The sequence below is a fragment of the Pseudomonas fluorescens genome, from assembly GCF_003732425.1.
Classification (GTDB): Bacteria; Pseudomonadota; Gammaproteobacteria; order Pseudomonadales; family Pseudomonadaceae; genus Aquipseudomonas; species Aquipseudomonas fluorescens_BE.
Window position 1 is genome coordinate 38,538 of record NZ_MOBX01000005.1, and the last position, 19,278, is coordinate 57,815.

The window sequence follows — 19,278 nt, forward strand, 5'->3', positions numbered from 1 at the left end:
TCCCGCAACGCAGCCTCGCGCACGTTGGCGCGCAACCCGAAGGGACGCGCCCCATTTTTCGCTGGGCAGCGTTGCTCGGAACTTATTTGGAAAAACCAAACTGCGTTCCTCGCGCCTTGCCCAGCAAAAAATGGGGCGGCGTCGCGGTCGTCAGCAAGCGCCAACCGTCCCTGGAGGCAGCGCGCACTCGTAGAAATTTTGAGGTGCTTGGAGAGGCGGCCTGGGTAAGGCCGCCGAATCTTCAGCGAGTTGTTGCCAGTTCTTGTTGGACGCTGGCGACAGTGCGAGGCCAAGGTTTACCAGCCTGAACCTTCGCTGGCAAGGCCTTGATGGCAGAAACGGCCGCATCACGATTGGCAAAGTTGCCGTAGGTGATCACGTAAAGCGGTTTGCCGTTGAGGACTTTCTTGAAATAACGGTACTCGCCACCCTGCTCTTTGACGAAGCTTTGCGCTGCCGCTTCAGAGCTGGTGCCGAGGATCTGCACCACGTAGTTGCTGGTCGGCTGACCGGCGTACCAACTGCCACCGGCGGCTTTGGCGACGGTCACCGGCTTCTCGGCCGGTTTGGCAGCGGCGGCTGGCTTGGCTGGCGCTGGAGCCGGTTTAGCCGCTGGCGCTGCCGGAGCAGGCTTGGCGGTGGCGATTTGCGTCGGCGCAGGCGTCGGCTTGGCAGCCGGGACTGGAACTGGTGTTGGTGCCGGACCGGCCGGAACGCCCGCCGGCGGCGCCGAAGTGGTCACGGTTGGCGGCGTATCACTGGAGCCCTCAAGTGGCACGCCATCGTCACCCTCGGTGATCCCGCCGGCCGCTTCGGCCAATGGCCCACGCATGACCGGTTGCGAATTGCCGACCAGCGGCAACGGCATCGGCTGCGTATTACCGGCGAACTCGACGTTCGGCGCGCCGCCATTGGCTGCGCCCTGCCCCAAAGGCAACTGTGCCTGTTCATTGGCAGGAGCGCCGGTGGTTGGCGCCTTGTTGCGACCCGGCATCAACCAGGCGGCGGCGACCGCGACCACAACGACGGCGGAAATCGCCAATACGTGTTTCTTCGGCATGTTGAACCCCATACTTGGACGCTTCACCGCAGAGCGGCTGGCAATCATGACTTCGATCAGAGCATCGCGGGCGACCTGGTTGATGTTGCCCGGCCAACCCTCGGCGCTTTCGTGAATATCAGAGATCTGATCCGCGGTGAAAAGTTCGACACCCCGGCCTGCACCTTCCAGCCGTTGGTCGAGATACTCGCGGGTCTCTTCTTCGGTGTACGGCTGCAATTCGATGACGTGGAAGCGCTCTTCCTCAAGGTGTAAAGCCTCGAGCTGAGCGATCAGCGACGACTCACCGAACAGGAACACATGTGGGCGACCTTCCGGCGCACCGGCACCCAGCGCCATCAGCGCTTCGAGTGCGGATTCGTCGAGTTGCTCGGCGTCGTCCACCAGCAGATAGACTTCCTGACCGGTCAGCGCGAGTTGCACCACTTGTTCGAGAATCGCGCCGACTTCGGCCTGGGCTACGTTCAGCGCCTGAGCGACCTGACGCAGCACGCCCGCTGCATCGCCGGCACCACGGGCGGAAACCACCACGCTCTGCACCGATTGCTTGTTGGTGCTGGCGACCAGCGCCTGACGCAGCAAAGTCTTGCCGCTGCCCTGCGGGCCAGTGACCACCAGCAGCAACTGGCTGTAACGCGCCAGATGATGCAGTTGACCCAGCACCGGTTTGCGCTGGGCCGGGAAGAACTTGAAGCCCGGCACGCGCGGCGCGAACGGGTCATGACTTAACTGGAAATGGCCGAGGAACGCCTCGTCGGCATGCAAACTAGTCATCGGAATCTTATTAACCTTTAAGCTGAGCCAGGGCGCGGTAATCCGCTCCCAGCGTGGCCTGTAGAACCTCTTTCGGATAATCGTCGGTCACTACCGCTTCGCCCATCCGGCGCAGCAGCACCAGGCGCAGACGACCGTCGATCACTTTTTTGTCGATTGCCATGTGTCGAAGAAAATCGGCTTCAGTCATTTCAGTTGGCGGCACCACCGGCAGGCCGGCGCGCTGGAACAAACGAATGCCGCGATCACGCTCCTCATCACTGATCCAGCCCAGACGCGCGGACATGTCCAGCGCCATCACGGTGCCAGCCGCGACCGCTTCCCCATGCAACCAGACACCATAGCCCATGTGGGTCTCGATGGCGTGGCCAAAGGTGTGGCCGAGGTTGAGCGTGGCGCGTACGCCGGTTTCCTTCTCATCGGCGCCAACCACCGCAGCCTTGGCTGCGCAGGAGCGCTCGATGGCGTAAGTCAGGGCTTTCTGGTCCAGCGCACGCAGGGCATCGACGTTGTCTTCGAGCCAGCTCAGGAACGGCTCGTCGCAGATCAGCCCGTACTTGATGACTTCGGCCAGACCGGCGGACAGCTCACGTTCTGGCAGGGTTTTCAGGGACGCCGTATCAATCAGCACCACATTCGGCTGATAGAACGCGCCGACCATGTTCTTGCCCAGCGGATGGTTGATGCCGGTCTTGCCGCCCACCGACGAATCGACCTGGGACAGCAGGGTGGTAGGAATCTGGATGAAGTCGACGCCGCGCTGGTAGCAGGCGGCGGCGAAACCGGCCATGTCGCCAATCACACCGCCGCCAAGAGCGATCACAGTGGTGCGGCGATCATGACGGGCGGTCAGCAGACCGTCGAAGATCAGTTGCAGGGTTTCCCAGTTCTTGAAGGCCTCGCCGTCCGGCAACACCACAGAAATCACCGAGAACTGCGCCAGGCTGCGGGTCAGACGTTCAAGATAGAGCGGCGCAACGGTCTCGTTGGAGATGATTGCCACCTGCCGCCCATGGATATGCGGCGCCAGCAGCTCGGGCTGATCCAACAAACCTTCGCCAATATGAATCGGGTAGCTGCGCTCGCCTAGATCGACCTTGAGTGTCTGCATGTGTCCCCACAGTGAAGATGGAAGCAGGCGTCCTGCCCTGAATTATTGGTTGTCTGCGGCCTATAGCGGGTATGACGCCGCTCGCACGCCATCCGCCACAACCTCGGCGGGCTGTGACAGGACGCCGAGGATAGCGCATTTCGAGCGATGCTTTAACGGGGAGGAAGTTGCGCCAGACGATCGAGAATGTCGAGCACCACCATGCGTGGCGGCCGTTCGTCGGTTTCCACCACCAGATCGGCGATTTCCCGATAGAGCGGATCGCGGATCGCCAGCAGGTCGCGCAGGGTCTTTTCCGGATTGGCGGTGCGCAGCAACGGCCGATTGCGGTCGCGCGACGTGCGGCCGACCTGCTGTTCCACGGAGGCGTGCAAATACACCACTCGCCCCCCCTCATGCAGGGCCTTGCGATTGGCATCACGCATCACCGCGCCACCGCCGGTCGCCAACACCACGCCATCGAACGCGCACAGCTCGGCGATCATCGCCTGCTCACGGTCACGAAAGCCGGGTTCGCCTTCCTTGTCGAAGATCCACGGGATATTGGCGCCCGTGCGCAGTTCAATTTCCTTGTCGGAATCTTTGAACGGCAGGCGCAGCTCTTTGGCCAGCAACCGGCCGATGGTGCTTTTTCCAGCGCCCATCGGTCCTACAAGAATCAAATTTCGCACAGAATCAACGACTCACAGCAATCGCCTGGTTATTCATGATACGTGGTGTGAGAAATACCAGCAGCTCGGATTTTTTCTCCGAAACCACATCACGCCGGAAAAGGCGGCCAAGATACGGCACATCGCCAAGAAATGGCACCTTATCTACGACCTTGCTTTGAGTATTTGAGAAAACGCCCCCAATCACGATGGTTTCGCCGTCATTGACCAGCACTTTGGCGTTGACCTCGTTTTTCTTGATTGGCGGCACATCCTGCACTTTGTTCAGGTAGTCCGGTTCGTCCTTGGTGACCTTGACCTCCATGATGATGCGGTTATCGGGGGTAATCTGCGGGGTGACTTCCAGTGACAGCGAGGCTTCCTTGAACGACACCGACGTCGCGCCGCTGGAACTGGCTTCCTGATACGGAATTTCGGTGCCTTTGAGGATTTTTGCGGTTTCCTTGTCGGAGGTGACCACTTTCGGCTGCGAGACGATTTCGCCGTTGCCGGTCTTCTCCATCGCGGTCAGCTCAAGATCGAGGAGTACGTTGTCGGTGATGAAGGCGATGCCGATCCCTGAGGTATTGCCCACCGTGCCCATGTCGACGAACGGCGAGTTGGTGCTGGTGCTGCCCGGCGTGCCGATAGTGGTCGATGTGCCGTTGCTTACGCCTGATGTGTTCCAGTTGCCCTTGTTCTGGATCGAGCCGCCCCAGCGCACGCCCAGGCTTTTGTCGTAATCGACGTTGGCCTCGACAATCCGCGCCTCGATCATCACCTGACGCACCGGAATATCCAGCTGCGCCACGATCCGTCGCAGTTCGTCGAGCCGATCCTGAGTCTGATAGGCAATGATGTTGTTGGTCCGCTCGTCGACGGTAATCGAACCGCGCTCGTCGATTTTCGCCTCGGCGCTGGTCACCGACTGAAACAGCTTGGCGATGTCCGCGGCTTTGGCGTAGTTGACCTGCAGCAGTTCGCGGCGCAACGGCGCCAGTTCGGCGATCTGCTTCTGCGACTCCAGCTCCTGACGCTCGCGGGCCGCGATTTCGTCGGCCGGAGCCACCAGCAGCACATTGCCGATCTTGCGTTTATCCAGCCCCTTGGTTTTCAACACCAGATCAAGGGCCTGATCCCACGGCACATTTTGCAGGCGCAAGGTGATGCCCCCCTGCACCGTGTCGCTGGCAACCAGATTGAGGTTGGTGAAGTCGGCGATCAGTTGCAGCACCGAACGCACATCAATGTCCTGGAAGTTCAGCGAAAGCTTTTCGCCGACGTACGCCTGACGGTCAGCGTTGCGTTTTTGCAGGTCATCGACGGTCATCGGGCGGATGCTGACGGTCAATTTGTTGTCGGTCTGGAAGGTGGAGTACTCATAGGTACCACTGGGCTCAACGGTAATAACCGTTCGATCAGCGGTCACTCCGGCATTGACGAACTGCACCGGGGTGGCGAAATCCTTGACGTCGAGGCGTACCCGCAGCTTGTCCGGCAACTGCGTGCGGGCGAAGCTGAGGATGATTTTGCCGTCATGCTCCTGGATATCCGGAGCGATGGTCGGATCGGACAGGTCGATGACCACATTGCCTTCCCCCGCCGTACCACGCTGGAAGTCCACACCGCGAATCGCCCGGTTTTTCGGCACGATTGCCTTGGCGGGCGCAACCGCTTTAGCAGTAGCACGCGGCGCAACGGCAGCAGGACGCGACGCGGATGCCGGTGCGCCCTGACCGACCACCACGAACAGGTTATTACCCTCGACTCTCGTGGTGTAAGGCGCCAGTTGCGTCAGGCTGACAATCAGCCGCGTGCGCTCCCTGGCTTCAACCACCGTGGCCGTGCGTGCATTGCCGCTGCCCAGATCGAGGTTCTTGCTGGCCAATTGACTGGCGACACCGGGCAGGTCCAGGGCAATCCGCGCCGGTGATTCAGTGGTGTAGCCCTTGGGTTGTGGCGGCGGGCCGTCGAACGACAACTTCAGCTCGACGCGATCACCCGGCAACGCCGCCACGTCCAGCGTCTTCAGATTGGCCGCGAGTACCATCGGCGACATCAGCGCTATCCATAGCGAAAAACCGAGGGTGGAGAAAATCCTGTTCATTGTTCGACTTCCACTATGAGTGCTCTTTCAAAGGAATGGTGCGCGGACGCTCCAGCCAGGCGCCTTCGCCGTCGGGCACGATCTCGACCACGTCGACCTGGGTGGCGCTGATGGCGACGATGCGACCGTCGTTGCGCCCCAAGTAATCGCCGACCTTCAACCGATGCACGCCGCCAGCCCCGCGCAACAACGCAAAGGAGCCGGAAGCATTGGCAATCGTGCCGACCATCTCGAACTGCTCGATGTTGAAACCTTCGAGGTATTGCTTGACCCGATTGGGGTCGGGTTTGACGTTGCGTGAGCCATGTTTCTGCCCGGCCAGATCAACCCGCACCTGGCGCGAGAACGGACTGCGCAGGTTGGCCGCGCTGTAAGTGAATGTCGGGTAAGACCGGAATGTCGGGGTTGGTTCAATCTTGCCTGGCGGGCGCAGGCGCACTTCATTCATGTAGGCGTCGAGGTCACTGAAGTCATCGCTGCCACCACAACCGTTCAACGCGAGCAGCGTCATCGACAACGCGATGTAACGAATCGGGGTCATTTCTGCAGCCCCTTGTCGTTATAGCGATAGGTCTTGGCAAGGATGCTCATGCGCAGCTTCGGCCCGCCCTCTTTATCGGCAGGAGCGAGTTCGAAATCATGCAAGGTGACGATGCGCGGCAGTCCGGCCACGCCGCTGACGAAGGTCGCGAGGTCGTGATAGGCACCGGTGACGGTAATCTGGATTGGCAGCTCGATATAAAACTGCTGAGTGACCTCCGGCAGCAGTTTGATCTCTTCGAACTCCAGGCCGCTGCCCAGACCAGTACGGGTGATGTCTTCGAGCAGGCCCGGCACTTCGGTGTCACTGGGCAATTGGCGCAACAGCACGCCAAAGGTGTTTTCCATCTCCTTCATTTGCTGGGTGTACAACTCAAGATTGGCTGAAAGGCGTGCCTTGCTGGCGAACTGCTCCTTGAGCGTGGCCTCTTCCTCGCGCTTGGCCTCCAGCTGGTTTTCCATATCACTGATGAAAAAGTTATAGCCGAGCGCCAATACCAGCACCATCAACAGCGCCCCGGCGATGGCTTTCACCGCAGCGGGCCATGAGCCGATGTTGCTGGTATCGAGATCGTTGAAATCAATGTCGCGCAGACTTTCCAGCCATTCGGACGGCTTCATTGCTCGTCCTCCACGGTGCGGGGCTGGGTCTGCCGTACCGTCAGTTCAAAGGTGTTGGCCTGATCCACCTGGCCTGCGGTCGTCGCCTTCACCTCGTTGAGGCTCGGTGCGTCAAACCAGTCGGAGGCATCCAGATTGCGCATCAGCTCGGAGACCCGGTTGTTCGATTCGGCGGCGCCACTGATAGACAGTGTTTTACCGACCATCTTCACGTCGGTGAAATACACACCGTCCGGCAGCGTGCGCGCCAGTTGATCGAAGATTCGCCCGCTGATCTGCCGGTTACCCTGCAAGTCCTGGATGATGCGCATGCGCTCGACCAGTTGCTGACGGCGCGCCTTGAGATCGCTGATCTGTTTGATCCGTTCGTCGACCACGGCGATCTGCTTGCCGATGTAGTCGTTGCGCGCCACTTGCCGCTCAATGGCCGCGCTGATCACCTGATCGGCAATCAGCACTGCGCCGACCGAGCCGACCACCACGCCGATCAAGGCCAGCAGAAAGCGTTTGCGCCGTTCTTCGCGACGCTCTTCGCGCCAGGGCAGGAGGTTGATCCGCGCCATCAGTCGAAACTCCTGAGCGCGAGCCCGCAGGCAATCATCAGCGCCGGCGCATCACTGGCCAGCGCGCCGGCATTGACCTTGCTGCTCAAGGCCATACTGGCAAACGGGTTGGCCACTTGCGTCGGCGTATTCAGGCGCTGCTCGATCAACCGGTCCAGCCCGGGCACCGACGCCGTACCGCCGGCCAGCAGAATGTGATCGACCGCGTTGTATTGCCCGGAGGCGAAGAAGAACTGCAATGAGCGCGACACCTGCTGCACCAGCGCTTCACGAAATGGCTGCAAGACCTCACGGATGTAATCATCGGGCAGACCACCCTGCTTTTTCGCCAGCCCGGCCTGCTCGAGGGTGAGGCCATAGCGGCGCTGGATTTCCTCGGTCAGTTGCCGGCCGCCGAACAATTGTTCGCGGGTATAGATGATCTTGCCGTTGTGCAGAACGCTGAGGGTGGTCATGGTCGCGCCGATGTCGACGACCGCGACGGTCAGGCGCTCCTGAGAAGCTGCCAGTTGCGTGGCCAGCAAGCCGAACGAGCGCTCCAGCGCATAGGCTTCGACATCGACCACCCGTGCCGTCAGCCCGGCGAGGGCCAACGCCGCTTCGCGGACTTCGACGTTTTCCTTGCGACAAGCGGCCAGCAGCACGCTGACACGCTCGGGGTTGCGCGGCGACACGCCCTGGACTTCGAAATCGATGGCGACTTCGTCCAGCGGATAGGGAATGTACTGGTCGGCTTCGATCTTCAGCTGGTTTTCCAGTTCGTCGTCGGACAGCCCGGCGTCCATCTCGATGATTTTGGTGATCACGGCGGAACCGGCCACCGCCACCGCCACGCTCTTGAGCCCGGTGCGCGCCTTGACCAGCACACGGCTCAACGCCTGACCGACACCTTCAAGTTCGGCGATGTTCTTTTCGACCACGGCGTTGACCGGCAACGGCTCTACCGCATACGCCTCGACGCGGTAGCGATCACCCTGACGGCTCAGTTCCAGCAGCTTCACCGACGTGGAACTGATGTCGATCCCCAGTAACGTATTGGCCTTTTTATTGAAGAGTCCCAGCACTACCAATTCCCTATGACTTTCCGTGAGTTACGGACTCTGTAATACGCATTGCGTTCCTTCACCCCGTCTTGACAGAAGCGCAAATGACGCCCCCAGCAGAAAAGTGCTTATAATGCCCAGCGTTTTTTTCCGCTTTTTACTGCAAGCGCGGATGGTTCTGTGTGTAGCCGGAGCCCCGTCGCCAAATTCATTCTTTGCCCTGGATGTCCAAAAGCCTTGATTCGTCTGCTGAAATTTTTCGGTTGGTCCATCGTCGCCGTTTTCTGCGGACTGCTTTTAGGTCTCAGCGGCGCGTTTCTTTACCTTAGTCCGGGTTTGCCGTCCGTGGAGGCTCTGCGAAGCATTCAGTTGCAGATTCCGCTGCGGGTCTACTCCAGCGACAACAAGTTGATCGCCGAATTTGGCGAAATGCGCCGTACACCGATCCGTTTCGCCGACATTCCCCCCAATTTCATTAATGCGTTACTAAGTGCTGAAGACGACAATTTCGCCAACCACTATGGCGTCGATCCGAGCAGCCTGATGCGCGCCGCGACCCAACTGGTCAAAAGCGGACACATTCAGTCCGGCGGCAGCACCATCACCATGCAGGTGGCGAAGAACTTCTTCCTGACCAGCGAACGCAGCTTCTCGCGCAAAACCACCGAAATTCTTCTGGCCCTGCAGATCGAGCGGCAGCTGACCAAGGATGAAATCCTTGAGCTGTACGTGAACAAGATCTATCTGGGCAACCGCGCCTATGGCATCGAAGCGGCGGCGCAGGTGTATTACGGCAAGTCGATCCGCGATGTCAGCCTGGCGCAGATGGCGATGATCGCCGGCCTGCCGAAAGCGCCGTCGCGCTTCAACCCGCTGGCCAACCCGGCGCGCAGCAAGGAACGCCGCGACTGGATCCTCGGGCGCATGTACAAGCTCGGCAAGATCAGCGAAGCGGACTACACCGCTGCGATCAACGAGCCGCTGAACGCCAGCTATCACGTCCCGACTCCGGAAGTGAATGCACCGTATATCGCTGAAATGGCCCGTGCCGAAATGGTCGGCCGTTATGGCAGCGACGCTTACACCGAAGGTTTCCGCGTCACCACCACGGTGCCGAGCAACCTGCAGGAAATGGCCAACACCGCGCTGCACGAAGGTTTGATGACCTACGACCAGCGTCACGGCTACCGTGGCCCCGAGTCGCGTCTGCCGGGCAAGACCCGTGAGGCCTGGGCCAACGAACTGACCAAGCAGCGCACCATCAGCAGCCTCGAGCCAGCCATCGTCACCCAGGTCGACAAGAACGGCCTGCAAGTGCTGACCCGCACCGGCGAAGAACACGTCGCCTGGGACACCATGAAATGGGCGCGACCGTTCCTCAACACCAACAGCATGGGCGCCAATCCGCGCCAGCCGTCGGATGTTGCGCAGGTCGGCGACCTGGTCCGCGTGCAGCGCCAAAAAGACAATTCGCTGAAATTCAGCCAGATCCCGCAGGCACAAGGTGCACTGGTTTCCCTGGATCCACAGAACGGTGCGATTCGCTCGCTGGTCGGCGGTTTCGCCTTCGAACAGAGCAATTACAACCGCGCCATGCAGGCCAAGCGCCAGCCGGGCTCGAGCTTCAAGCCGTTCGTCTACAGCGCTGCGCTGGATAGCGGCTACACCGCTGCCACGCTGGTCAACGATGCGCCGATCGTGTTTGTCGACGAGTACCTGGACAAGGTCTGGCGTCCGAAGAACGACACCAACACCTTCCTCGGCCCGATCCGCTTGCGCGAGGCGCTGTACAAGTCGCGTAACCTGGTGTCGATCCGCCTGCTGCAGGCGATGGGCGTAGGCAAGACCATCGACTACATCACCCGCTTCGGCTTCAACAAGCAGGATCTGCCGCCCAACCTGTCGCTGGCGCTGGGTACTGCAACGCTGACGCCGATGGAGATTGCGACCGGCTGGAGTACGTTTGCCAACGGCGGCTACAAGATCACCCCGTACATCATCGACAAAATCGAAAGCCGTAATGGCGACACGCTGTTTGTCGCCAACCCGCCAACCGTGCCTCAGGGCGGGTCGGCGACGGACGGTATCGCCGCGCCGCACACCGATTCGTTTACGGTCAACGCCACACCGGTTGCGGGCGAAGTGCCAGGCAACGCGGCCGTACCGCAAGCACCAGCAGTGGCTGAGCGAATTGTCGATGGTCGTACTACGTACATCCTCAACAGCATGTTGCAGGACGTGATCAAGCTCGGCACCGGCCGTCGCGCGCTGGCCATGGGCCGCAGCGATATCGCCGGTAAAACCGGTACCACCAACGAATCGAAAGATGCCTGGTTCTCCGGTTACAACGCCGACTACGTGACCACTGTCTGGACTGGTTTCGACCAGCCGGAAAGCCTCGGTCGTCGCGAGTTCGGCGGTACTGTGGCGTTGCCGATCTGGATGAACTACATGTCGGCGGCGTTGAAGGATAAGCCGCCGCACGTGCAGCCTGAGCCGGAAGGCATCCTCAGCCTGCGGGTGGATCCGGTCAGTGGCCGCGCGGCGACGCCGAGCACGCCGGGCGCATACTTCGAGCTATTCAAGTCGGAAGACACGCCGCCGTCGGTGAATGAACTGGGCAATGGCACTGCGCCGGGCAGCCCGCTGCCAGCGGATGAGCAGGCGCCGATCGATCTGTTCTGATCCTGAAGCAGCAAAAAAAGCCCCGCCTTCGTGAGAGTCGGGGCTTTTTTATACCTGCCAGTTCATGTGCTGACTTATCCGACGCCTTCGCGAGCAGGCTCGCTCCCACAGGGTTATGTGGTGCTCACTAAGCTGAGGCACAACTCAATCAATGTGGGAGCGAGCTTGCTCGCGAAGAGGCCCTGATGCTCGCCACCAAAGTTTCAGGCAATAAAAAGCCCCGACTCTCACGAGCCGGGGCTTTTGTTTGAAGCGCTACAACGGCTTAGCCGTTGAACACGTCATCCACGCTTTTCAGCGGGTAGTTCTTCGGATACGGCAGGGTCGCCACGCCGGTCTCGATTGCGGCTTTGGCCACAGCGTCGGAGATCAGGGTGATCAGGCGCTTGTCCATTGGCTTCGGAATGATGTACTCACGGCCGAATTCCAGTGGCGCGCCACCGTAGGCATCGCACACGTCCTGTGGAACAGGCAGCTTGGCCAGTTCACGCAGGGCATTGGCGGCAGCCACTTTCATTTCTTCGTTGATGCGCTTGGCGCGAACGTCCAGAGCACCACGGAAGATGAACGGGAAGCCCAGTACGTTGTTGACCTGGTTCGGGTAGTCCGAACGGCCGGTCGCCATGATCACGTCGCTACGGGTAGCGTGCGCCAGTTCCGGGGAGATTTCCGGATCCGGGTTCGAGCAGGCGAAGACGATCGGGTTGGCCGCCATCGACAGCAGGCCTTCTGCGCTCAGCAGGTTCGGGCCGGACAGGCCAACGAACACGTCAGCGCCTGCCAGTGCGTCAGCCAGAGTGCGCTTGTCGGTGGCGTGAGCGAATACGGCTTTGTACTGGTTCAGGTCGTCACGGCCGGAGTGGATCACCCCGGTACGGTCGACCATGAAGATGTTTTCGATACGTGCACCCATGCTCACCAGCAATTTCATGCAGGAGATGGCGGCAGCGCCGGCGCCCAGGCAGACGATCTTGGCGTCTGGCAGGGTTTTGCCAGCGATTTCCAGAGCGTTGATCATGCCCGCAGCGGTCACGATCGCGGTGCCGTGCTGGTCATCGTGGAACACCGGAATGTCGCACTGCTCGATCAGAGCACGTTCGATCTCAAAGCACTCTGGCGCCTTGATGTCTTCCAGGTTGATACCACCGAAGGTGATGGAGATACGCTTGACGGTGTCGATGAAGGCTTGCGGGCTTTCGGAGTCGACTTCGATGTCGAAAACGTCGATGCCGGCGAAGCGCTTGAACAGTACGCCTTTACCTTCCATTACTGGCTTGGAAGCCAATGGGCCGAGGTTGCCCAGGCCGAGAATCGCGGTGCCATCGGAAATGACTGCAACCAGGTTGCCCTTGCCGGTGTATTTGTAGGCCAGTTCAGGATCGCGAGCGATCTCACGCACTGGTTCAGCTACGCCGGGGCTGTAGGCCAGCGACAAGTCGCGAGCGGTAGCAGTGGCCTTGGTGAGCTCGACACTCAGCTTCCCTGGACGAGGATTGGCATGATATTCGAGAGCGGCAGTTTTCAGATCAGACATTTTGGCATTCCGCTTTTTACTGTTGGACAGACTGGTCAGCGAGGATACGCGCCTCGCAAAGTCCCCACAAGACTGAGCGGTCACCCCTGTCAAGCGCCCCGCCCTACGACTTTGGGCCAAGAGCCACGGCGCACAAGGGCTTGACTGTTCACAATCGAAATAAAAAATGTCTACAATTTTTTGTTTAGCGCGAACTCTGCAACATCGCAGGATCGGTTAGCGGCAGCAGCCAGCGCGCCTGCCCGGATTGCACCCCACCGCGGCGCGAACGATCGACGATCCAGCCGCGAGCCTCGATCTGCTTGCCTTTCAGCGCCTGCAATCGGGCATTGTCGAATTGTCCGACCAGATTGGGTGCAACGCGCAATACAAGCGCATCCTGCAACTCGATCCAGATTCCGCCGCGATTGCGCTGAACCTTGCTCACACGGCCACTGATCACGGCGAAACCCGAGCGCTGGATCTGCTGCGCTTTCAGTACAGGTGACTGCCGCCAGAGGCCCAGCCCGGCCTTTCGCGCGCTGCGTTCGGCGGTTTGCTGACAGGCAACAAGATCGACATTCGGCGCAACGGCGACCTGGAAACCGAGGCCATCGGCGAGCATTTGCGCTTCGAGATTGGCGCCGCTGGCGCTGTAAATATGTGCGAGCGTACGCCCGTAATGGTCTTTGGCTTGCTTGCCGGGCAGCAAACCGACGCGTCCGCCGCTGGCATCCACCAGCGCTTGCAGGCGATTGCGTGCCGCCACCGCAAACGGTTCGTCGCTGCGCCCCTGCTTGCCCAGTTCAGGCGTGTTGAGGCCGATCATCCGTACGCTGCGACCATCGCTAAGGCGCAGCGTGTCGCCATCGACCACGCGTTGCACGACGACACTGGTCAGTCCCGCAGGCGCCGGGCAAAAGGCTTGTGCGCCGGAAAGCCAAATCGCGGACACAAAAAAGGCGCCCGCAAGGGACGCCTTTTTCATCAGTCTGGAGAAGTCGAAACGACCTTCCAAAATGATCAGCCTCAGGCTTTTTTGCCGACGCCGAAAGTAGCGAAACGGTCTGCGAACTTCTGCACGCGGCCGCCGGTGTCCAGAGTCTTCTGCTTACCGGTGTAGAACGGGTGGCATTCGTTGCAAACGTCGATCGCCAGGGCTTTGCCGTAGGTCGAACGAGTTTCGAACTTGTTACCGCAGCTGCAGGTAACAGCGATTTCTGGGTAATTCGGGTGGATATCGGCTTTCATGGTGTCTTCCTCAGGCTAGCGTGCCGCCACCCAACACTATTGTTGAATACCGCACGTAATTAGGCCGCGGATTCTACCAGACCTTTTCAATCACGCAAGCTGTCACCGAGACCGACCGTCTGCTAGGCTCCCGGCCCAATACGCGATTCCCTTGTAGGAGTGAGCCTGCTCGCGATAGCGGTATTTCAGACGACATAAATGTTGAATGACAGACCGCTATCGCGAGCAGGCTCACTCCTACAAGGTTATATGCCTAGCCATACCGCCCGTTTATAGAGATCCCCCCGCGTGCCCGACGCCATTCTGCGCCTCGCCCTGCCTTCGCCCTTGCGCCGCCTGTTCGATTATCGGGCCCCGGCCGGTGTGCTGCGTGAGCAATTGCAGCCGGGCATGCGCCTGCGGGTGCCGTTCGGTCGACGCGAGATGATCGGGATTCTGGTCGAGGTCACCGACACCAGCGAAGTACCGGTGGAAAAACTCAAACCGGCACTGGCCCTGCTCGATGCCACAGCGCCGCTGCCACCGGCGCTGTTCAAGCTGTGCCTGTGGACGTCGCAGTATTATCAGCACAGCCTCGGCGACACCTTGAGCTGGGCACTTCCGGTGCTGCTGCGCCAGGGTGAACTGGCCGAGGCCCGGCAGGAGCGTTTCTGGTCGATCGTCCCCGGCGCCAGCCTTGATGACCCCCGCATCGCCCGCGCCCCGCGCCAGCGTGAGGCCTTGACGACGCTGGCTCAGCACCCACACGGCGTCGCCCATCAGTTGCTGAGCAAACTGATGCTGAGCAAAGACAGTCTCGATCTGCTGCTGGCCAAAAATCTGGTGCAGGTCGAGATCCGCCGTCACGCACCGGGCGCGCGCCACGAACACTGGCTGGCGCAACCGGAATTGCCGCTGAACACCGAGCAACGCGCCGCGTACGAAGCGATCCGCGCCGGTTTCGACAGTTATCATGCGTTCCTGCTGGCCGGGGTCACCGGCAGTGGCAAGACCGAAGTCTATTTGCAACTGATCCGCGAAACCCTCGAAGCCGGCAAACAGGCACTGGTGCTGATCCCGGAGATCAACCTCGGCCCGCAGACCCTGGCGCGTTTCGAACAGCGCTTCAATGCGCGCATCGCCCTGTTGCATTCAGCAGTCAATGATCGCGAGCGCCTCGACGCCTGGCTCGCCGCCCGTGATGGCGAGGCCGACATTATTATTGGCACCCGTTCGGCGCTGTTCACGCCGATGAAAAACCCCGGACTGATCATCATTGATGAAGAGCACGACGGCTCTTATAAACAGCAGGAAGGTTTGCGCTACCACGCCCGTGATCTGGCGCTGGTGCGTGCGCGGCAGGAAAACATTCCGATCGTCCTCGGCTCCGCCACACCTTCCCTGGAAAGCCTGCACAACGCCTACACCGGCCGTTACGGTCTGCTGCGCCTGAATGAACGTGCCGGCGGTGCCAAGCAACCACGCTTCCTACGGCTGGATGTGAAAAGCCGTCCACTGGACAGCGGTATTTCCGGGCCGATGCAGCAAGCCATCGGCCAGACCCTGGCCAACGGCCAACAGGTGCTGGTGTTCCTCAACCGTCGCGGGTTTGCGCCGACACTGCTCTGCCACGATTGCGGCTGGATGTCCGAATGCTCGCGCTGCGACGCGCGGATGACCGTGCACCAACGCTACGGTGAACTGCGCTGCCACCACTGTGGCTACGTCGAGCGTACGCCGCGCCAATGTCCGAAGTGCAACAAGGTCGATCTGCGCCCGGTCGGCGCCGGGACCGAGCGCGCCGAGGAGCGCTTGGCGATTCTGTTCCCCGACTACCCGGTGCTGCGCGTCGATCGCGACAGCACTTCGCGCAAGGACGCGATGAATCAATTGTTCGCGACGATTCAGAAGGGCCAGCCGTGCATTCTGGTCGGCACGCAAATGTTGGCCAAGGGGCACCATTTTCCGCGAGTGACGCTGGTGTCGATCCTCGACGCTGACGGTGGCCTGTTTTCCGGCGACTTCCGCGCCAGTGAGCGCATGGCGCAATTGATTGTGCAGGTTGCAGGTCGCGCCGGGCGGGCGGAAGAGCCGGGCAAGGTGATCATCCAGACACACCTCGCCGACCATCCTCTATTGGTGCAACTCACCGAACAGGGCTATTTCGCCTTCGCCGAACAGGCCTTGAGCGAGCGCCGCGCCGCCGGGCTGCCGCCGTTTGCGCATCTGGCGTTGTTGCGCGCCGAAGCGCACAAGCCCGGGCAGGCGGAAGGCTTTCTCGATGAGGCGTGCAGCGAGGCTGAGCGCTTGTTGGCTGAGCAAAATTTGACCGGCATCGAACTGCTCGGGCCAGTGCCGGCGCCGATGGAACGCCGTGCTGGACGTTATCGCGCACAGCTTTTGTTGCAGGCGACAGCACGGGCGCCGCTGCATCGGTTGCTGGCCAGTTGGCTACTGGTGCTGGAGCAGATGCCGAGCGGGCGCGCGGTGCGCTGGTCGCTGGATGTCGATCCCGTCGATTTGTATTGAGGATGAAAAGATAGCAGCCTGCGGCAGCTCCTACAGAGAAATAGGCGTTTACCTGTAGGAGCTGCCGCAGGCTGCTATCTTTTGCCTTTAATGTCACCACATATCCATAAGCTGCCTGCTAAGGTTGGCAAGCCCGTCTTCGCAACGGATAATGCCCAGTTTTTCCACCCGCGCATCGATGCGCCCGCCGCGCTTGCGGTCGAAAGAGAAGACCATGAAAGACACCATTCGCCAGCTGATCCAACAAGCCCTCACCCAACTCGTCAACGAAGGTGTGTTGCCTGAAGGCCTGTCGCCGGCGATTCAGGTGGAGAACGCCCGTGACAAGACCCACGGCGACTTCGCCAGCAACATCGCCATGATGCTGGCCAAGCCTGCGGGCATGAAACCGCGCGATCTGGCGGAAAAAATCATTGCCGCGCTGCCGTCTGACGAGAACGTCACCAAGGCCGAAATCGCCGGTCCGGGCTTCATCAATTTCTTCCAGAACACTCAGGCTCTGGCCAACCGCCTCGATGCCGCACTGGCCGACGCTCACGTTGGCGTGCGCAAGGCCGGCCCGGCGCAGCGCACCGTGGTCGACCTGTCGGCGCCGAACCTGGCCAAAGAGATGCACGTCGGCCACTTGCGCTCGACGATCATTGGCGACGGTGTGGCGCGCGTGCTGGAATTCCTCGGCGACGAAGTGATCCGCCAGAACCACGTCGGCGACTGGGGCACCCAGTTCGGCATGCTGATGGCGTATCTGCAGGAGAACCCGATCACCAGCGACGAGCTGTCGGATCTGGAAAACTTCTACCGCGCCGCCAAACAACGTTTCGACGAATCCGCAGAGTTCGCCGACCGCGCCCGTGGCCTGGTGGTCAAGCTGCAGGCCGGCGATGCCGAGTGCCTGGCGCTGTGGACCAGGTTCAAGGACATCTCGCTGTCGCACTGCCAGAAGATCTACGAACTGCTCAACGTCAAACTGACCATGGCCGACGTGATGGGCGAAAGCGCCTACAACGACGACCTGATCAACGTTGTAAACGACTTGAAAGCGGCTGGCATGTTGGTTGAAAGCAACGGCGCCCAGTGCGTGTTCCTCGACGAATTCAAGAACGCCGACGGCGACCCGCTGCCGGTGATCATCGTCAAGGCTGACGGTGGCTATCTGTACGCCACCACTGACCTCGCCGCCGTGCGCTACCGCAGTGGCAAGCTGAAAGCCGATCGCGCGCTGTATTTCGTCGACCAGCGCCAGGCCCTGCACTTCCAGCAAGTATTCGCCGTGGCGCGCAAGGCCGGTTTCGTCACCCATCCGATGGAGATGGAGCACATGGGCTTCGGCACCATGAACGGCGCCGACGGCCGTCCGTTCAAGACCCGTGACGGCGGCACCGTGAAGCTGATCGACCTGCTGACCGAAGCGCAGGAACGTGCCTATAACCTGGTGAAAGAAAAGAACCCGGAACTGGCCGAAGACGAACTGCGCAACATCGCCAAAGTCGTCGGCATTGGCGCGGTGAAATACGCCGACCTGTCGAAGCACCGCACCAGCGACTACAGCTTCAACTTCGACCTGATGCTCAACTTCGAAGGCAACACCGCACCGTACCTGCTCTACGCTTACACCCGTGTCGCCGGTGTGTTCCGCAAACTGGGCAAGGATTTCAGTCAAGTCGATGGCCAGATCGTGCTGGAAGCCGCGCATGAGCAAGAGCTGGCGGCGAAACTGGCGCAGTTCGGCGAAGTGCTGAACAACGTGTCCGACAAAGGCACGCCGCACATTCTCTGCACTTATCTGTACGACGTTGCCGGTCTGTTCTCCAGCTTCTACGAGAACTGCCCGATCCTCGCTGCCGAAACCCCGGCCCAGATGCAGAGCCGTCTGCGTCTGGCCGCGCTGACCGGTCGCACCCTCAAGCAAGGCCTGGAGCTGTTGGGTCTGGAAACTCTGGAGCGTATGTAAGTTGGCTGCCAAGAAAAAACCTGCACCCAAGCGTGGCGCCAGCCGTTACCAAGCTCCTGCGAAGCAACCGATTCCGGGTTGGCTGTGGATGGCCATCGGCCTGACGGTCGGCGCGTTCATCGTGTTCCTGATGAAGCTGGAACCGGGCAAGGGCAGCGACACGGTCAAGCGTGAGAAAGTCGAACAGGCACAACAGCAAAAAGCGTCGAAGATCGCCGAGGCCAACAAGACCCCGCCGAGTCCGACGCAACCGGTGAAGCCGAAGTACGATTTCTACACCCTGCTGCCGGAATCGGAAGTGATCGTGCCGCCGGACGCGGTGCCGGAGAAGACTTTGCCGACGCCACAAGTGCCGGCCATCCCGACGACGCCGGTGACCCCAGCGGAAGCGGCGAAGATCGACACCGCGCGCGCTCAGGCAGCGCTGGCCGGGATTACCCCGCCGCCAGCGCCACCGGTGAGCAAAGCGGCGCCAGTGACCAAGTTCTTCCTGCAGGCCGGTTCGTTCCGCAAGGAAACCGATGCCGACAAGGTCCGCGCGCAGATTATTCTGCTCGGTCAGGCCGTAGCGGTTGAGTCCGGCACAGTGAAAGATGAAACCTGGTATCGCGTACTGGTCGGTCCGTTCAGCAACCGTGAACAGCTGACCACTGCCCAGAAACAACTGGCCGGCGCCGGTTTCAGCAACCTGTTGTTACAACAACGCCAGAGCCGCTGACCTGACGCCGAGCCCAACCCGTTCGGCGGACTTTGTGGCGAGGGAGCTTGCTCCCGCTGGGGCGCGAAGCGCCCCCAAACCCTGTAAATCCGGTGCATCGGACAGACCGAATGCGCCGGCTTTGCGACTGCTGCGCAGTCGAGCGGGAGCAAGCTCCCTCGCCACAGAGATTTACACCCTCCC

General features: G+C 60.8%; 16 protein-coding genes. 4 read left to right on the forward strand and 12 right to left on the reverse strand.

Annotated elements, in window-relative coordinates; all coding sequences use genetic code 11:
* Positions 1 to 241: 241 nt before the first annotated feature.
* From BK670_RS08035 to BK670_RS08070, 8 genes are all read right to left on the reverse strand, one after another.
* On the reverse strand, positions 242 to 1,834 hold the full coding sequence (locus tag BK670_RS08035) for an AAA family ATPase (protein WP_123449345.1): 1,593 nt from the start codon (positions 1,832 to 1,834) through the stop codon (positions 242 to 244).
* Between the two features lie 10 nt (positions 1,835 to 1,844).
* Positions 1,845 to 2,945 (reverse strand): 3-dehydroquinate synthase, encoded by a 1,101-nt coding sequence (gene aroB, locus BK670_RS08040; RefSeq protein ID WP_123449346.1) that lies wholly within the window; start codon positions 2,943 to 2,945, stop codon positions 1,845 to 1,847.
* A 152-nt stretch (positions 2,946 to 3,097) separates the two neighbouring features.
* Positions 3,098 to 3,616, reverse strand: a complete 519-nt coding sequence (aroK, locus tag BK670_RS08045) for a shikimate kinase AroK (RefSeq protein WP_011332081.1) — start codon at positions 3,614 to 3,616, stop codon at positions 3,098 to 3,100.
* A gap of 4 nt (positions 3,617 to 3,620) precedes the next feature.
* Positions 3,621 to 5,702 carry a type IV pilus secretin PilQ gene (locus BK670_RS08050; protein WP_123449347.1) on the reverse strand — a complete coding sequence of 694 codons (2,082 nt, stop codon included), beginning with the start codon at positions 5,700 to 5,702 and terminating at the stop codon, positions 3,621 to 3,623.
* 13 nt (positions 5,703 to 5,715) lie between these two features.
* Positions 5,716 to 6,243 carry a pilus assembly protein PilP gene (locus BK670_RS08055; RefSeq protein WP_123449348.1) on the reverse strand — a complete coding sequence of 176 codons (528 nt, stop codon included), beginning with the start codon at positions 6,241 to 6,243 and terminating at the stop codon, positions 5,716 to 5,718.
* On the reverse strand, positions 6,240 to 6,863 hold the full coding sequence (gene pilO, locus BK670_RS08060; RefSeq protein WP_123449349.1) for a type 4a pilus biogenesis protein PilO: 624 nt from the start codon (positions 6,861 to 6,863) through the stop codon (positions 6,240 to 6,242). The genes BK670_RS08055 and pilO overlap by 4 nt, the downstream gene beginning before the upstream one ends.
* The gene (locus BK670_RS08065) at positions 6,860 to 7,426 is read right to left on the reverse strand and encodes a PilN domain-containing protein (protein ID WP_123449350.1); all 567 of its coding nucleotides are present in this window, start codon (positions 7,424 to 7,426) and stop codon (positions 6,860 to 6,862) included. The genes pilO and BK670_RS08065 overlap by 4 nt, the downstream gene beginning before the upstream one ends.
* Entirely contained in the window at positions 7,426 to 8,490 is a 1,065-nt protein-coding gene (locus BK670_RS08070; protein ID WP_123449351.1) for a pilus assembly protein PilM, read from the reverse strand. Before BK670_RS08070 ends, BK670_RS08065 begins: the two co-directional genes overlap by 1 nt.
* A gap of 219 nt (positions 8,491 to 8,709) precedes the next feature.
* On the opposite strand from BK670_RS08070, the gene BK670_RS08075 reads away from it, so the two are divergent.
* On the forward strand, positions 8,710 to 11,154 hold the full coding sequence (locus BK670_RS08075) for a penicillin-binding protein 1A (protein ID WP_404942475.1): 2,445 nt from the start codon (positions 8,710 to 8,712) through the stop codon (positions 11,152 to 11,154).
* A 265-nt stretch (positions 11,155 to 11,419) separates the two neighbouring features.
* Here BK670_RS08075 and BK670_RS08080 read toward each other — a convergent pair whose 3' ends face one another.
* From BK670_RS08080 to rpmE, 3 genes are all read right to left on the reverse strand, one after another.
* A complete protein-coding gene (locus BK670_RS08080; RefSeq protein WP_007909407.1) occupies positions 11,420 to 12,688 on the reverse strand; it encodes a malic enzyme-like NAD(P)-binding protein in 1,269 nt (422 codons plus the stop codon).
* A 184-nt stretch (positions 12,689 to 12,872) separates the two neighbouring features.
* On the reverse strand, positions 12,873 to 13,655 hold the full coding sequence (locus BK670_RS08085) for a thermonuclease family protein (protein ID WP_123449560.1): 783 nt from the start codon (positions 13,653 to 13,655) through the stop codon (positions 12,873 to 12,875).
* 41 nt (positions 13,656 to 13,696) lie between these two features.
* A complete protein-coding gene (gene rpmE / locus BK670_RS08090; protein WP_041477565.1) occupies positions 13,697 to 13,918 on the reverse strand; it encodes a 50S ribosomal protein L31 in 222 nt (73 codons plus the stop codon).
* 288 nt (positions 13,919 to 14,206) lie between these two features.
* On the opposite strand from rpmE, the gene BK670_RS08095 reads away from it, so the two are divergent.
* The gene (locus tag BK670_RS08095; protein ID WP_123449353.1) at positions 14,207 to 16,426 is read left to right on the forward strand and encodes a primosomal protein N'; all 2,220 of its coding nucleotides are present in this window, start codon (positions 14,207 to 14,209) and stop codon (positions 16,424 to 16,426) included.
* A gap of 93 nt (positions 16,427 to 16,519) precedes the next feature.
* Here the strand turns inward: BK670_RS08095 and BK670_RS29850 are convergent, their stop codons facing one another.
* Positions 16,520 to 16,642 (reverse strand): hypothetical protein, encoded by a 123-nt coding sequence (locus BK670_RS29850; RefSeq protein WP_256579857.1) that lies wholly within the window; start codon positions 16,640 to 16,642, stop codon positions 16,520 to 16,522.
* Here BK670_RS29850 and argS point away from each other — a divergent pair.
* Together argS and BK670_RS08105 are read left to right on the forward strand one after the other, a co-directional pair.
* Positions 16,641 to 18,377 carry an arginine--tRNA ligase gene (gene argS, locus BK670_RS08100; protein WP_123449354.1) on the forward strand — a complete coding sequence of 579 codons (1,737 nt, stop codon included), beginning with the start codon at positions 16,641 to 16,643 and terminating at the stop codon, positions 18,375 to 18,377. The two genes, BK670_RS29850 and argS, sit on opposite strands and share 2 nt — an antisense overlap.
* Before the next feature lies 1 nt (position 18,378).
* Entirely contained in the window at positions 18,379 to 19,095 is a 717-nt protein-coding gene (locus tag BK670_RS08105; RefSeq protein ID WP_007909385.1) for an SPOR domain-containing protein, read from the forward strand.
* Positions 19,096 to 19,278: the final 183 nt, after the last annotated feature.